At 48.2% G+C, this 15,092-nt stretch carries 14 protein-coding genes; 7 read left to right on the top strand and 7 right to left on the bottom strand.

Annotated elements, in window-relative coordinates; translation table 11 throughout:
- The first annotated feature begins 54 nt into the window (after nucleotides 1–54).
- Genes Vsou_RS00485 through purT form a run of 3 tightly spaced genes read left to right on the top strand, consistent with a single transcriptional unit; the run spans nucleotide 55 to nucleotide 2,187 of the window.
- Nucleotides 55–327, top strand: a complete 273-nt coding sequence (locus Vsou_RS00485) for a phosphoribosylformylglycinamidine synthase subunit PurS (protein WP_188603481.1) — start codon at nucleotides 55–57, stop codon at nucleotides 325–327.
- Entirely contained in the window at nucleotides 320–991 is a 672-nt protein-coding gene (purQ, locus tag Vsou_RS00480) for a phosphoribosylformylglycinamidine synthase subunit PurQ (protein WP_188603480.1), read from the top strand. Before Vsou_RS00485 ends, purQ begins: the two co-directional genes overlap by 8 nt.
- Nucleotides 991–2,187 carry a formate-dependent phosphoribosylglycinamide formyltransferase gene (purT, locus tag Vsou_RS00475; protein WP_188603479.1) on the top strand — a complete coding sequence of 399 codons (1,197 nt, stop codon included), beginning with the start codon at nucleotides 991–993 and terminating at the stop codon, nucleotides 2,185–2,187. Before purQ ends, purT begins: the two co-directional genes overlap by 1 nt.
- A gap of 54 nt (nucleotides 2,188–2,241) precedes the next feature.
- On the opposite strand, the gene Vsou_RS00470 is transcribed toward purT, so the two are convergent.
- Together Vsou_RS00470 and purD are read right to left on the bottom strand one after the other, a co-directional pair.
- Nucleotides 2,242–3,639 (bottom strand): MFS transporter, encoded by a 1,398-nt coding sequence (locus Vsou_RS00470; RefSeq protein WP_188603478.1) that lies wholly within the window; start codon nucleotides 3,637–3,639, stop codon nucleotides 2,242–2,244.
- Between the two features lie 487 nt (nucleotides 3,640–4,126).
- Nucleotides 4,127–5,602 carry a phosphoribosylamine--glycine ligase gene (gene purD / locus Vsou_RS00465; protein WP_188603477.1) on the bottom strand — a complete coding sequence of 492 codons (1,476 nt, stop codon included), beginning with the start codon at nucleotides 5,600–5,602 and terminating at the stop codon, nucleotides 4,127–4,129.
- 184 nt (nucleotides 5,603–5,786) lie between these two features.
- Here purD and purC point away from each other — a divergent pair, with 184 nt between their 5' ends.
- Entirely contained in the window at nucleotides 5,787–6,515 is a 729-nt protein-coding gene (purC, locus tag Vsou_RS00460) for a phosphoribosylaminoimidazolesuccinocarboxamide synthase (protein ID WP_188603476.1), read from the top strand.
- Here purC and purM read toward each other — a convergent pair.
- The 4 genes from purM to purL are packed head-to-tail and all read right to left on the bottom strand — an operon-like array spanning nucleotide 6,504 to nucleotide 12,211.
- Nucleotides 6,504–7,505: a phosphoribosylformylglycinamidine cyclo-ligase gene (purM, locus tag Vsou_RS00455; RefSeq protein WP_188603475.1), complete on the bottom strand. Its 1,002-nt coding sequence runs from the start codon at nucleotides 7,503–7,505 to the stop codon at nucleotides 6,504–6,506. The genes purC and purM overlap by 12 nt on opposite strands.
- Entirely contained in the window at nucleotides 7,489–8,670 is a 1,182-nt protein-coding gene (locus tag Vsou_RS00450) for an amidophosphoribosyltransferase (protein ID WP_229709845.1), read from the bottom strand. The genes purM and Vsou_RS00450 overlap by 17 nt, the downstream gene beginning before the upstream one ends.
- 29 nt (nucleotides 8,671–8,699) lie before the next feature.
- Nucleotides 8,700–10,031 carry an amidophosphoribosyltransferase gene (locus tag Vsou_RS00445; protein ID WP_188603473.1) on the bottom strand — a complete coding sequence of 444 codons (1,332 nt, stop codon included), beginning with the start codon at nucleotides 10,029–10,031 and terminating at the stop codon, nucleotides 8,700–8,702.
- On the bottom strand, nucleotides 10,031–12,211 hold the full coding sequence (gene purL, locus Vsou_RS00440) for a phosphoribosylformylglycinamidine synthase subunit PurL (protein ID WP_188603472.1): 2,181 nt from the start codon (nucleotides 12,209–12,211) through the stop codon (nucleotides 10,031–10,033). The genes Vsou_RS00445 and purL overlap by 1 nt, the downstream gene beginning before the upstream one ends.
- Nucleotides 12,212–12,313: 102 nt before the next feature.
- Here purL and purE point away from each other — a divergent pair, with 102 nt between their 5' ends.
- The 3 genes from purE (at nucleotide 12,314) to Vsou_RS00425 (ending at nucleotide 14,634) form a co-directional block, all read left to right on the top strand.
- Nucleotides 12,314–12,802, top strand: a complete 489-nt coding sequence (gene purE, locus Vsou_RS00435) for a 5-(carboxyamino)imidazole ribonucleotide mutase (protein ID WP_188603471.1) — start codon at nucleotides 12,314–12,316, stop codon at nucleotides 12,800–12,802.
- The gene (locus tag Vsou_RS00430; RefSeq protein WP_188603470.1) at nucleotides 12,795–13,964 is read left to right on the top strand and encodes a 5-(carboxyamino)imidazole ribonucleotide synthase; all 1,170 of its coding nucleotides are present in this window, start codon (nucleotides 12,795–12,797) and stop codon (nucleotides 13,962–13,964) included. Before purE ends, Vsou_RS00430 begins: the two co-directional genes overlap by 8 nt.
- An 85-nt stretch (nucleotides 13,965–14,049) precedes the next feature.
- The gene (locus Vsou_RS00425; RefSeq protein WP_229709844.1) at nucleotides 14,050–14,634 is read left to right on the top strand and encodes a tetratricopeptide repeat protein; all 585 of its coding nucleotides are present in this window, start codon (nucleotides 14,050–14,052) and stop codon (nucleotides 14,632–14,634) included.
- 17 nt (nucleotides 14,635–14,651) lie between these two features.
- Here Vsou_RS00425 and Vsou_RS00420 read toward each other — a convergent pair whose 3' ends face one another.
- Complete coding sequence (locus tag Vsou_RS00420; RefSeq protein WP_188603469.1) at nucleotides 14,652–15,086, bottom strand: hypothetical protein; 435 nt, start codon at nucleotides 15,084–15,086, stop codon at nucleotides 14,652–14,654.
- Nucleotides 15,087–15,092: the final 6 nt, after the last annotated feature.

Raw genomic sequence — 15,092 nt, 5'->3', positions numbered from 1 at the left:
AACGAAGATTATTAAGGGAAACCTTTAAATAATATTTAATTATTTGATTAATCAATGAGCGAGGCACAGGGCAGGTACTTGGTTCACGTGGTCATTATCCTCAAGGGTTCACGTGATCCCGAGGGTGAAACCATACATAGGGATCTCGTTATTACCAACGGTTTCAATAGCATTAATAGGGTGATTAGCGGTAAGTACCTGGGTTTCGTTGTTGAGTCCAACAGTGAGTCCGAAGCTATTAAGTACGTTGAGGATCTTTGTACGAGGACTCGCATTTACAACCCAACAGTCCATAAACTGCTGGTGTTGGGTGTTGAGGGTGCCTAGGGTCGCCGTGATTAGGTTTCCAGGTACCAATGGTGATCTTGACGTAGTTCATGCACTCAAAAATGTCGTTAGGGTTAATACGGAGCTTGTTTGGTACGATGATTATAGGCACGGTACTTACGATGCCGTGGTTGTTCCTGGAGGCTTTAGTTACGGGGATTGGTTGAGGGCCGGAGCTATCGCGGCAAGGTCCCGGGCGATGAAGGAGATCATTATGGACGCAGAGGGCGGCATGCCCGTACTGGGTATTTGCAATGGGTTCCAGATACTAGTGGAGGCGGGACTACTGCCCGGCGCGTTACTACCCAATGACCCACCCAGGTTCATAACCAAGTGGGTTTGGGTCAGGGTTAATGATTCCAAGACACCCTTCACCAAGGTCTATGAACCTAATGAGGTTGTATCAATGCCCATTGCCCACGGTGAGGGCAGGTACTTTATAGACAATGTTGATGAGGCCAGGGTAGCATTTACGTACTTCGGAGAGAACCCAAATGGCTCAGTGGCTTCAATAGCAGGTGTCGCTAATTACGGTGGTAACGTACTCGGGCTCATGCCACATCCAGAGAGGTCAGCAGAGTCAGTACTGGCTCCAAGGAGGTTTATGCCAGGTGGGCTCAAACTTTGGCTTAGTCTTAGGGAGAGTCTTAGTGGTGGTTGGTGATGGAGATAGGCCCACCCTTACTCGAGGGCTCTAAGAAGATAATGCTAATGGGCAGTGGTGAATTGGGTAAGGAGATGGCTATTGAGGCTCAACGCATGGGTATTGAGGTCATCGCAGTGGATAGATATGACATGGCCCCAGCTATGCACGTGGCACATAGGAGGTACGTAATCAATATGCTTGATGGTAATGCCATCAAGTCACTGGTACGTAGGGAAGGCCCTGACGCTATTATTGCTGAGATAGAGGCCATAGACACGGGGGCGCTTACGGAGCTCGAGGAGGAGGGCTTTAGGGTCGTGCCCAACGCCAGGGCGGTCAAGGTCTGTATGAACAGGATTGAGCTTAGGAGGTTAGCTGCCGAGAGACTCCAATTACCAACTACTAGGTACTTCTTTGTTGAGGATGTTGATGACGTAAGAAGGGTATGTAAGGACCTGGGCTTCCCATGCCTACTAAAGCCAGAAATGAGTTCCAGTGGGCATGGACACGTGCTTGTGAATAATTATGACGATGCTGAACGGGGGTTCAAGGAAGCCCTAGCCCATGCTAGGGGTGGCGGTAAGAGAGTCGTGGCTGAGGAGTACGTTAAGATTGGCAGGGAGTTAACGGTATTAACGTATAGGTATTCACTAAATAATAATGTGGTGACTGCCACTATACCGCCAATAGAACACCAGAGACCTGAGGGTGTCTATCACTACATAGAGTCCTGGCACCCAGCCATGGTGAGTAACGGAGTTGTTGAGAAGGCCAGGGAGTACGCAGTTAGGATTGTCAATGAGTTGGGAGGCCTCGGCATATACGGTGTTGAAATACTCATCACCAAGGACGGCAGGGTACTATTCAGTGAGGCATCGCCTAGGCCCCACGACACGGGCCTAGTCACACTGGTCAGTACAAACATAAGTGAGTTCCAGGTACATGTGAGGAGTGCCCTGGGGCTACCAACACCTGAGGTCAGACTGGTAACGCCAGCAGCGGCGCACGTGATCCTTGCGGAGACCGAGACCTGGGCACCGAGGATTACGGGACTTGAGGAGGCACTGAAGATACCCGGGGTCCAGGTTAGGTTATTTGGGAAACCTTTCACATATAGGTACAGGAGGATGGGCATTGTGCTAGCCACGGGGAATACCGTACAGGAGGCCAGGGAGAAGGCTAGATCGGCTGCATCACTGATTAAGGTTAGGTAGAAGATAAATCGGATATTCAGATATTTTTGAAGTTGAAACCAGGTACTCATTATTTTAAGAATCCCCTGAGAGCTTTAACGATATCTCCTCAAGCCCTAGCCCCTTCGTTTCGGGTATCAGAGTGAAGGTTAGCACGGCGCCTATCACTGAGACTAGGCCGAGGAATATGTAGGCCGTGTATGAACTGGCAACAAAGAGTGTTGGGAATACGAAGGTAGTTATTAGGACACCGGTTCTACCGCCAATGACATTGATTGCTTGCCCAATACCCCTAATTTTTGTTGGGGAAAACTCGACGCCATGCGCTCCAACAGCAACTACCGAACCTGGTCCCATCTGCATCCAAGTCTTAGCGAGTCCAAAGGATATTATTGTGGGTAGAAACAGTAGTGCGGCGGCATTAGGGCTTCTGGAGTATGTGTAGACGAAGTATGAGAATATTAGGAATGTTAGGCCAGTGAGTAAGAAGCCGTATCCCTGGGCATTGCGTCTACCCCATCTATCGAGTAGTAACCACGCTAGCGCTATGCCGGGTAGTGTGAAGGCTGTGCCGAGTAATTGCAGGTAAACAGGGGTCATCTTGATGCTTTGTGCTATGTATGATACGAAGAAGTTCAGTCCATAGGCAGGTATGTCGAAGATTAACCATAGCAATGCACCAAGCGCTATGTACTTAAGGTATTTCCTAAATAGCATTATTTCCTCTATCTCCTCGTGACTCAGGGTACCTTCTTGAATATTGTGGTGAGTACCAAGTATCGCCATCACAAACCTCCTAAATTCCTCAAGGTTCCTGGCAATTATCGCAGAGTACCTAGGAGTCTCTGGGAATCTTCTCCTTAGGTAAACAACGCCTGCTGGCCACACGGCACCAATGCCTAATGCAACTCTCCATATTAGGCCTGGGTTGAATCCTGCAATTAACATTATGAGCACGGTAATGGCCGCCGCAGCCGCTCCAAAATTCCAAAAACCACCAAAACCAAGCGCCAATAACTTACCCCTATCCCTCGCATTCGATACCTCGGCAATTATGGTGGGAGACAAGACATAATCTGCACCCAGCCCAATGCCCATAATGAACCTAGCCGCGCCCAGTAATATTAGGTTGGGCATGAAGGGTTGAAGTGCTGCACCTACGGCCATCAATAGTGCATCCCACCCGTAGAATGTCTTTCTACCTAGTTTACTTAGGTAACCAAACAGTGGTGCACCCATGAAGAAGCCGAACACGGGTAATGCGTTCAGCCATATTGACCAGAAAACCCCAGCTGGTGACTTCAGGCTCGATATTCCATAACTCATTAACACATAGGGCAGTACAACACCTAATGTTGATAGGTCGTAACCATCAGTGAAGGTGCCCATGGCAGCTACTAACATGTACTTAAGGTGGAAGGATCTCATGCTTATGTCATCCAGTAGTTTAAAGGGATTGTTGCCTGTGCTCATCGGTTTTGATGATTTCACAGAATTAATTTGACTTGTGCTTGTAAAGTTAGTAACTAATGTATAACTCAATGTTACTATAGTTATCTATGCCTAACTATGTATTACCAGTTTTTCGCCATTTAATAACATTTCATGAAATATCATATGGGTAAATAGTGGGTTGTTAAGCATTGATGGCCATTAGCGGAGTTATGCAAATAAATATTTGACGACGGTTCACTATTCAGGAAAAATGGAAATTAACCGGGAAAGTAGGAATCACTCTATTAAGAGCATCAATGGCACTGATACGGAATCCATTACAAGACGTTTTGCTGATTATAGGGTCCTGAACGCGAGCATTAGTATCCCAAAGCATGGGACTAGGAGCCAGCCTAACTGCAGAGCCTCGCCCTCTACCTCTGGGGCAAACACTCCAGGGGCAAGGTGGAGCAATGAAGCAGGGAGTCTTAATATATTGTGATACGGCATATCCAGTAGCGTACCCTTATGTGTAGTCATATACGGTGATTTCGCCACCAGGTACCCAGTCAATTCTTACCCTGCCCAGCCCATGACTCCTCCTCCACTTATAAACTGCCCTGACGCGCTCGGCTTCCTTCACCCTCCTCTCAATTAATTCCCTGCTCCCTATATCCCGCCTATGTATTAGTTGCCAATCCGGCGACTTGATATGGGCTATGCAATTCTCGATTTTTTCATAGGTCTCCCTATATGTATTACCCACGGCTAGAACCTCCACTGCCCTTGAGCCCAGGGTCTTGTAAAGTCCGTCCTCCTCGATAACCGACCCAAAGTAAACCTCACAACCCAACTTCCTTATTCTATCAATATCGATAGTTATTGATCTGCCACGAGCCAAGTCCCTATTGTGTGGGTAGCCCATGGGTGCCACGGCCTTTGAAATGGCCACAGCACTCCTCTTAAATGAGTACTTTATGCTTGATAATCTGCCATCCACGGTTGCCTCCATTATTTCGAGCAAATCATCATTGAGCATCGCCAATGCGTTTAAGACTTCAGGGTCACCGAACCTGCTGTAGTACTCAATGAGCGTCGGTCCGTATGTGGTGAGCATGAATTGGCCACCCAACACACCAACATACCTAAGCCCGGTCTCACGCTGTAGTGCATCCAATGACTTCCTAGTTATTTCTACGCTTTCCTCATACTCCTCCTGGGTTAGGAAGGGTAGTGATGAACCTGGACCCACTATGGCGCCCATTCCACCGCACTCAGGGCCTACATCATAATCGAATACGTGTGGGTTGTCCTGAATTGGCGGTAACGCAATAATGGATTTACCGTCACTTATCACTTGCACTGTATACTCGACGCCTGTTACGGCCTCCTCAACAACGATACGCGCGTCAATATCGTCGTAGGCGGCCATATCCCTGGATACAGCAAGTACCTGGGATACCTTAGCCTCATTAACGCCATCTCTAAGGTAGGCCAGTCTATCCCAAAACACCCTAACTCCCTTACCACCGCTCTGTCTGGCTGGTTTTATCGCAACGGAGCCTGCGCTGGATATGTAATGAAGCGCCTCGTTAATATCCCTAAATGCCCTAAAGGCAATCCTACCGGGTATCCTGTACTTCCACATTAAGGCTCTTGCGAAGGCCTTGCTCTGCTCTATCATGGCTAAAGACCTAGGGACCCCAAAGGTTGGTATACCCAGTTCAGCGGCCTTATCGGCAACACCGGCAAACTGAGGTTCCTCGGGTCCAATTACCACTAGGTCAGGGTTAACCCTATTAACGGCTTCAACCAGGCCCCTTGGGTCCAGTCCAGACTTCACTAACTCACCGCCGCTCCTCTCAACGATCCTCCTAATCCCTGGATTTTCATGCACAACCAATGCGCTTATCCTTGGTTCGTGAACGCTCAAACTAAGCCTTGCAGCTAGGGCGTGCTCCCTGGCGCCATCGCCCACAATTAGGACCTTGCTCCTTATCATAGTTGATTAAATAATCGCGTTACAGCCTTAATAATTGTTTCCCTTAAATTATTCAATTAAATTATTAAACATATTATTTAAATAATTAATTAAATAATACAGGAAGAAATTACCAATATAATCCAGGGTATTTATTTAATTAATTAAGTAAACCTTAAATAACAAGAAGAAATCATTACTGAGTATGGCCAGTAACTGGACCGGGGAGTTAATTTACGAGGGTAAGGCCAAGAGGGTTTACAGGGTTGATAATGAGTTCCTCGTTATGGAATTCAAGGATGAAGTCACGGCATTCGACGGCGCCAGGAAAGAGCACGCGCCGGGTAAGGGTAGGTTAGCCGCGGCCCAGACGGCATTCCTCATGGGATTACTGGGTAGGCATGGCATTAGGAATCACTTGGTTGATTGGGATGGCGACAGGAAAATACTGGTGAGGGAACTCAGGATGATACCGATAGAGGTTATTGTTAGGAATTACGCCTATGGTTCGTTCCTAAAGAGGATGCCCCTAATGAAGCCAATGACGAAGTTCAGCAAACCCCTCGTTGAGTTTCACCTGAAGAGTGACGAACTTCATGATCCATTAATAACCACTGACGATATAATAGAGGCCGGGTTGGCGGGTCAGGAGCAATTGAATGAAATAATAAGCATTGCATTAAGGGTTAATGAGATTTTAAGCGATTACATGGTGAGTAGGGGATTGATGCTCGTGGACTTTAAACTGGAGTTTGGATTTGATAAGTCAAATAACCTGGTTCTTGCTGATGAATTAAGCGGCGATACCATGAGGGTACTAATCAATGGCAGACACTTAGATAAGGAATTATTCAGGAAGGGCGCTTCAGCCATGGACTTAGTCAAATCCTATGAGGAAATGAATAAAATACTCGGTGTGCCATTAAACACGTAACTTAACACCATTATTCATTGAAATATTAATCCCGCCACCATCAACCACCCTTCCAAGAACCCAGTAATTAAAGCCCGAACTCCTGATCACCCTAACAGCATCATCCACGCGTTCCTCACTTGTCATCACCATAAGACCAATACCCATATTAAACACCCTATACATCTCGCCCCACTCAATATTGCCCGTCTCCCTAATGACCTTAAATATACATGGCGGTTCAGGCACCTCTAGCTCAACACCTAAATCACCAATTGCTCTCCTCATCTTGGTGAAGCCTCCACCGGTCACATGAACAGCCGATTTAATTAAGCCACCGCCATAGAGTCTAATCAGTAAGTCCCCATAGTAGGCAGTGGGCCTTAGAAGCCAGTTAACTAATTTATCACCGCAAATCTCATCCTCCAGGCCATACCTGCCCAGTAAAACCTTACGGGCAAGCGTATACCCATTCATGTGCAACCCACTGGACTCAATACCAATAACTATATCACCAGCCTTCGTCATTTCATAATTCCCAGTGTTCTTAATACCGAGTACTGTGCATGATACGTCAATTCCATTGACCAGGTCAGGCATTATGGCCGTCTCACCACCCAAGAGGGCAGCCTTAACCGCTAGGGCTGCGTCCCTAATACCACTGAGGACTTTGCGTACGGCATCCGCATCATTACCGGATATGGCTATATAGTCAGTAAGTGCAATGGGTGTAAAGCCGTCACAGGCTATGTCATTAACATTACCAATAACGCAATCCCAACCAAGCACCTCCAATCTGCCCGTGGTCCACGCAATCATGGACTTAGTACCGACACCATCAGTGTGCAGTGTTATTTCATGATTGTCAAGCTGCATAGACCTAGTGAAGCCACCCTCCATCAATGTAATGCCTAATCTACTTGCTGCATCACGTATAACATCGTGAGCCATCACATGCATTTCCTCATGCTTACCTAGGCTAACCCCAGCCCTCTCATAGGTCCAGCTCATGTTTATCACCCTTGAGACAATAGGTGCACAGGTGATCCCTGTCTATGCCTGCCTCATCAGCCGTGGCGTATAGATCATCAAGGCTCAACCACGTCAATGAATCAACCTCAAGAACCCTCTGGGCATCGGCATAATTACTGAAGGCATTGGCAAGTAGTTGATTGTCTGGAGGCATGTCAATACCGTAGGGACAACTTCTAATGATCCTTGGGCTAGCTATGGCGACGTGGACCTCCCTAGCCCCAGCCCTGTGCCTAAGCACCTGTGATGCCTCCTTAATGGATATTCCCGTAAGTAACGAATCATCAACCAATAGAATTCTCCTGCCTCTAATCGCACTAATTACTGGACTGAGCTTTAGGTGCACGGAGGATACCTTGTCCAGTAAGTCGTCTCTCAGCGCCGATCTGCGTCTCTCGATATTAAGAAGAGCATACTCAAAGGGCTTCCTCAGGGTCTCAGCGGCCTTAATTCCATAAATTATACCGGTCTCGGGCATTCCGATAACGAGATCTGCATCAACCCTATTCATCAACCTAAGGGCCAGTCTCCTAGCCAACGCCTTCCTAAATTCATAGACAGGGTGCCCATCTACCTCGGAATCAGGCCTCGATAGGTATATGAACTCCATGACACATAGTTTACTGCGGGTATTGTCCGTGAACCTACCTATCGATAGGTTTAACTTACTGGCTTTTACTATGGATCCAGGTTCGACAAAGAGCCTTACTTCACCACCCAGTGCATTTATGGCGGAACTCTCGTTGGATATCATGGCTAGGTCGAAGCCGTAGGCACCGAGGACTAGGTTCCTCAATCCAGTGACGGGTCGATAGGCTATTAACTCACCGTAGCTGGTCAAGGCCACGAGGGACGTGTAGGCAGGGGCCTCGCCATCACCGTTAACCAACTTGCATACCTCCGTGGGTTTCACTACAACGCCCTCGACGCAATAGGCAATATCGGTATTACCGCACTTAACAAGGCCCCTTGATGCCTCATTGGTGTATAGACACAGAAGCCCTGCCCAACCACTTGGGATATTGCTGTCCTCCTTAACTTCCTGTATAACGAACCTACTATCACTGCTTAGTAGGGCAGCCCAGGCAGTATCATTACCCCTGTGCCTAAGCACAGGTAGTGCATACCTAAGTATCTTGCTCACGTCCCACCCTTCGTGGAAGGAAATCACGCCTACAAAGCCTGAGACTCCCATACCCTATCCCCAGAGAATGCCTTCTCTGTCTCGTCAATGTTGATATTGAATGGATAATTACCAGTGAAGCACGCAGTACAAAGCTCGGTGGTTCCTATGGCATCCATGAGTTCGTCAACCGTTAAGTAAACCAGGGAATCAGCACCGAGGTGATCCCTAACCTCATCTACTGATCTGCCGTGGGCCACTAACTCACTCCTCGTTGGGAAATCCATGCCCATGAAACATGGGTACCTGATTGGCGGTGAAGAAACCCTGACATGTATGGACCTTGCCCCCGTCCTCCTGAACCTAGGCAAAACTTTCTCGAGGGTATCACCCCTTATAATGGAGTCATCAACAAGGGCTATAGACCTACCCCTAACTACATCCCTAATCACATTATACATATTCACAGACCTCTCACTGGGAGGCTTGATAAAACCACGACCAACATACCTATTCTTAATTATCAACTCATGTATTGGCTTACCAATACCCTCCGCATAGGCCTCCGCCGCAATCCTAGCGGTCTCCGGCACAGGAGTCACAAGGTCAATATCATGGTTTTTCTCCTTACGGGCCAGTGCCATGCCAAGCCTCCGCCTAGCATCATAAACACTAATACCATTAAAGTGAGAATCAGGCCTTAGGAAGTATATGTACTCAAGCGCACAATGGGCCCTCCTAACCCTAGGACCCTCAACCCAGTACTCCCCGCCTGATCCATGCAGTACCAGGGCCTTACCAGGCTCCACCTCACGCCAATTCATGCCCAAGGCCTCAAGCGCCGCCGTCTCCGACGCTATGGCTATGCCATTACCATCACTACCAATGGCAAGAGGCCTAATGCCCCAGGGATCCCTAACCACCATTAAGGAGTCTCTCCAAATGATTATTATGGAGTAGCCGCCACGGAGTGTGCGGAAAAGTTCATTGACGCCACCATCAACACCCAGCCTAGTAAGTAATTCCCTCACGTAATGAGCCAAAACCAAGGCATCATAGTTTGTCCTAATATCGACACCAAGATCCCTCAACCTCTTGATTAATTCAATGTAATTACTTATTGTGCCATTAAATACCAGGGCAAAGTCATTGCCAATCACGATAGGCTGAAGCTCAACGCCATATGGACCACTCGTACTATACCTAGCATGCCCAAGGCACAGTGTTGATTTAACGGTAGATGCATCATTAAGCTTGAGGATCCCGCCGTTTACATGGCATGCGAACGAGACGCCCTCCTGACCCCTATGTATCAGCCATGGTATCAGTTTAGCGGCATTACCGCCGGCATTGAGACCCAGGTAAGCCCAGATACCGCACACTACAGGTCACCCCACTGCGGATAATAGGCACTTGCCAGGTCGTCGAGCCTCAATGTTATTAATTCCCGGGAGCCCCAACGAACGATAATACCACTACCACTTGACCTACCAATCACAGAAAATGGCACGTTGAGGTTCTGGAGAATGCCCATTGCCTCACCGAGGTCACCCTCACTAACCTCCACTACGTACCTTGCATTGGTTTCTGAGAAGGCAACCATGGTTGGGTCAAGGTAACAATCCCCAGTGGGCACCCTAGACAAATCAACACTAAGGCCAACCCCATTAATCAAAGCCATCTTACTCAGGGTAGTTAATAAACCACCAACGCCCACGTCCATGGCGGCCCTCACCAAGCCCTCCCGTATCAACCTAAGGACAGCCCTGGAATTCCTAACCTCATCCCTAGGTCTAGGCCTCGGCGGCATGCCCCTGACAATACCATGAACGGCATAAAGATATTCAGAACCACCTATGTCCATTGCCGTATCACCTATGACTATTAATGAACCGCCATCAACGAGCCCGCCATCTACAACCTTATCCACATCATCCACCCGGCCTAACGCGGCCACGGCAACCACGGGCTTAATGACATTGCCCTTGGAATCCTCATTATAGAAACTAACCTTGCCACCCACTATTGGTATGTTGAGTTCACGGGCAATCCAGGCAAGACCCATTACTGAGTTCACGAAGTACCAATACCTATCGGGCTTCTCGGGGTTGCCCACGTTTATTGAGTCAACGACGGCCAGGGGCTCCGCACCAACGGCAACCACATTCCTATAGGCCTTGGCCAGGGAATTGGCGGCTCCAATGAATGGATCAAGGAACGAGTACCTCGGGTTCGCATCAGCCTTCACGGCAATTCCCAACTTACCATCACCTCCATCAATATCAAGGAGCCTAAGCACTGCTGCACCGGCCCTACCTGGCTTAATCACTGTCCTAACACCAACCTCATAATCATACAGACTGAATACATGTTCCTTCGATGCAATGTTGGGACTACTCAATACCCTAAGTAGCGCCTCATTGAGCGGCACCTCGGGTAGCTCAGGGATAACCCTCAACCCATTTAGGTACTGCGGTTCCCTAAACTCGTAATTAGTCTCCGGTGCATGCGTTATGAACTTTATTGGTAAGTCAACAACCACCTCATTCCCATAGTAAGCCACAAACCTGTTATTACCCGTTAATGCACCAATTGCGTCATAACCAACACCGTACCTCCTCAGCACCTCCTCAGCTTCCTTTAACTTATCTCTACTTATCACAATAACCACCCTCTCCTGGGACTCAGAGACCAGGATCTCCTCAGGCATTATATTCTCCCTTGTCCTAATTCTATCCAGGTGGATCTCAATACCAAGGCCAAATTGATCAGCAAGTTCACTCAATGCAGTGGCCAAACCCCCGCCGCCCACGTCCTTAATAGCCCTAACCAAACCGCCGTTCCTTAACTCGATTATTGCATCAATCAATAACTTCTCAAGTAGCGGATTACCCACCTGCACAGCGCCTATTTCGTCTCTCGACTTATCCAGTACCTTAGAGGCGAAGGAGCTGCCGAGCATGCCGTCCCTGCCCACGTCATTGCCGATCACCAGGACTAAATCACCAGGGCTTGCCTCACCCATCACGGCATCCTCCAGCCTACCAGCACCGATGCACGTCACCAGGACTATTGGGTTAGTGGTGAACGATTCATCAAACCACACCTCGCCAGCAACTACAGGCACTCCGATCCTATTTCCATAGTCCGAGATCCCCCTAATGACGTTTCTCATTAGCCATTGGGCGTGGGGATTATTCAATTGGCCGAAGTGTAGGTTGTCCATTAACGCGATGGGCCTTAATCCCGTGGTCAGTATATCCCTCACTATGCCGCCGACGCCTGTTGCGGCACCGTCGTAGGGATCCACGGCAGATGGATGATTATGGCTCTCTATCTTGAAGCTAACCACTAGATTCCCTACGCGAATTAGTGGGGCGTCAAGGCCAGGTCCCCTAAGTACGTGCGGTGCCTCGCTGGGTAGTAGCTTGAGAAACCTCCTGCTACTCTTGTATGAGCAGTGCTCGCTCCACTCAGCATCAAACACCAACCACTCGGTCTGTGTTGGTTCCCTATCCAGGTATTTCCTAATGATGGTCCTCTCATTATCGCTGAGGGGCATGTGTTGGCACCTCATTTAATTCTTTATTTAAACAATACACGGGCATACTACGGTTAATAATGAAAAAATACTTTTAAAAGTTTTCTTTAAACAATAACCATAATGAGCACAAAACCACTCGTGGGCGTGATAATGGGCAGTAAAAATGACTGGGACGTGATGAGGGAGGCCGTGGAACTACTAAACCAATTGGGCATACCAAACGAGGCAAGGGTTGTGTCAGCCCATAGAACGCCTGAGTTAATGTTTGATTACGCGAAATCCGCGATTAATAATGGCTTAGAGGTGGTAATCGCAGGCGCAGGTGGAGCTGCGCACCTGCCGGGCATGACGGCGGCACTAACACCATTACCCGTGATAGGGGTACCAATACCCAGCAAGCACCTAAATGGCCTCGACTCATTACTATCCATAGTCCAGATGCCCTACGGCACTCCAGTGGCCACCGTGGCAATCGGCAACGCCAAGAACGCGGCCTTACTCGCAGCCAGGATACTGGGCATTAAGTACCCCGAGTTCAGGGCAAGGGTTGTGGAACTCATGGATTCGATGAAGAGAGACGTATTGAACACGGTGCTCAGGTATGAGTAAGGTAGTGGGCATACTGGGCGGTGGGCAGCTGGGCCTAATGATGATCCTGGAGGGCAGGAAATTAGGGGTAAAGTTCCTGGTTCACGATGAGGATCCACAGGCACCAGCCCTCGGTGCCTCGGATGGTAGGTACATCGGTGATTCCTGGATGGAGCTTGTGAATAGGTCAGACATTGTTACCTTTGAATTCGAGCATGTTAACCCAAGCGCCATAAAGATGGCTGAGGAGGATGGTAAATTGAGACCTGGTTCATTAACAATACGGCTAAAGCAGGATAAGATAATTGAGAAGTCCTTCCTTAGGGACAATGGCTTTCCAACACCCAGTTTCATGATTATTAACAATGTGGAGGATGTGAATAGGGCAATTAGGCGATTCGGTAGGGTGGTCTTTAAGGTACCTCGTGGTGCCTATGACGGTAAGGGCCAGTACTACGTAATGAATGATGACGATGCCAATAGGGTACCCAGGGAATTCCCATTATTAGCTGAGGAATTCGTGGACATTCATAGGGAGGTGTCGGTGATACTCGTTAGGTCAAGTGACGGCCATGTCCTCACGTATCCCGTGACCGAGAATCACCACCACAACGGAATACTCCTCTATAGTATATCACCTGCGAGGATCGATGATGAGACGGCCAATAATGCTAGGGAGTTAGCTATAGGGCTTGCCAATACCCTGGATTACGTAGGCGTCCTTACCGTTGAGTTCTTCGTGACTAGAAACGGCGAGGTACTGATTAATGAATTTGCACCCCGTGTTCATAACTCGGGGCATTGGACGTTAATGGGTGCGGCTGTGAGTCAATTCGAGAACCACATCAGGGCAATCCTAGGCATGCCCATAGGCCCTACTGAATTGCTGAAGCCCTCTGCTATCGTAAACATGCTCGGTGTACCGTACGGCGACGACTTAATCAGGAGGGTATTGATGATACCAGGAACCAGCGTTTGGTGGTATGGGAAGACAAAGGTCAAGCCAAGGCGTAAAATGGGCCATGTAAACATCATAGCCAATAACATGGATGAGCTGGGGAGGAGGATCAATGAGGTTTTGGGTGTAGTTTATGGTAATGAAATAAGTAGGTACATACCGCCATGGGATGCCGTGGAAAGCAACGACTCCCGTCATGCATTAACAACGATTAACAGCAGTTAGGGCAAGTAATGTGTTTTCCGTCCTGGATGTGTCGTGATGATGTTGTTGTGGTTATTCTTTTAAATAGGGTGTGTATCCTAGTGCGGTGAGTGCGGAATACTGCAGGGCACTTTATGAAGCCGCCGAGGCGTCGATATGCCTAATGGAGTATTCATACGGAGTGACACTATACAGGGAGTACCTTGCGTATTGCCCTGAGAGTCCGGGTGCATGGCATGGATTAGCCATATGCCTTGAGGCGATAGGGAATAGGGAGGGTTCCCTGGGTGCCTATGAGAGGGCATTACAACTTTACCTGGGGCATGATGATCCGCAGGACCTACTTTGGGGAGGCTGGTGCGCCTTTAAGCTAGGTAGGTATGAACTAGCGTACAAGTTGTTCAAGGAATCAGCGAGAAGGGAGCCGGGTTATGCATATACCTGGCTTAGCCTAGCCATTGCGGCATTCAAGGTGGGTAATCGCAATGAGGGTGAGGAGGCAATGAGCAAATATAGGGCATTGATAAGGGAGAGACCGTATAAAAGGAGGGTGTGTGAAGGAATTGAAATGCTGAGCAACGCGCATAACTCCCTCAGGGAAATTAATGACGTGAATAGCAGCATCATCAGGCTCACAGAGGAATTATTAAGGAAGTCCATCACAAACCATAGTTTTGAATGCAACCAATAGGTAAAATGCAACTCAGCTTAATATTGCTCTAAACCATTATTGGTAATTAAGCGGGGCATTATGGCAAACTCCATGATCATTATGATCAATGGAGATGCGGAGATGATTCTAAGAGCAATACTAGCCAATGGATTACTAATGAGCACTGAAAGCAGTAAATCAATGGCGTAGGTAATGACGTATGGTACCAATAACATGCGCTCAACCCTAGTGATGCCAATGACCTTGATCCCAGTTAGGGCACTATGTACCTTTGCATATATCAATGCCCAGAGCCCACGCCTCGTTACAAGAGTATAAGCAAGCAGCGTCCATACAATCGTGCCAATCGCCACTGCAACGACCGAGTTAGTAAACAACAGTATTAACTGAGGCACCAATACATATATGGCAGTCATTACTATGAATAGGAAGTTTACCAAAACCACGTATTCCTGAATCTCCTCATTCATACCGCA

It is taken from the genome of Vulcanisaeta souniana JCM 11219, assembly GCF_026000775.1.
Classification (GTDB): Archaea; Thermoproteota; Thermoprotei; order Thermoproteales; family Thermocladiaceae; genus Vulcanisaeta; species Vulcanisaeta souniana.
This window is presented reverse-complemented; position numbering and strand designations above follow the sequence as displayed.

Excerpts from the sequence above, each read along its gene's own strand:
- Vsou_RS00485 (WP_188603481.1), top strand. The coding sequence starts at position 55 with ATGAGCGAGGCACAGGGCAGGTACTTGGTTCACGTGGTCATTATCCTC.
- purT (WP_188603479.1), top strand. The coding sequence starts at position 991 with ATGGAGATAGGCCCACCCTTACTCGAGGGCTCTAAGAAGATAATGCTA.
- Vsou_RS00470 (WP_188603478.1), bottom strand. The coding sequence starts at position 3,639 with ATGAGCACAGGCAACAATCCCTTTAAACTACTGGATGACATAAGCATG.
- purD (WP_188603477.1), bottom strand. The coding sequence starts at position 5,602 with ATGATAAGGAGCAAGGTCCTAATTGTGGGCGATGGCGCCAGGGAGCAC.
- purC (WP_188603476.1), top strand. The coding sequence starts at position 5,787 with ATGGCCAGTAACTGGACCGGGGAGTTAATTTACGAGGGTAAGGCCAAG.
- purM (WP_188603475.1), bottom strand. The coding sequence starts at position 7,505 with ATGAGCTGGACCTATGAGAGGGCTGGGGTTAGCCTAGGTAAGCATGAG.
- purL (WP_188603472.1), bottom strand. The coding sequence starts at position 12,211 with ATGCCCCTCAGCGATAATGAGAGGACCATCATTAGGAAATACCTGGAT.
- purE (WP_188603471.1), top strand. The coding sequence starts at position 12,314 with ATGAGCACAAAACCACTCGTGGGCGTGATAATGGGCAGTAAAAATGAC.
- Vsou_RS00430 (WP_188603470.1), top strand. The coding sequence starts at position 12,795 with ATGAGTAAGGTAGTGGGCATACTGGGCGGTGGGCAGCTGGGCCTAATG.
- Vsou_RS00420 (WP_188603469.1), bottom strand. The coding sequence starts at position 15,086 with ATGAATGAGGAGATTCAGGAATACGTGGTTTTGGTAAACTTCCTATTC.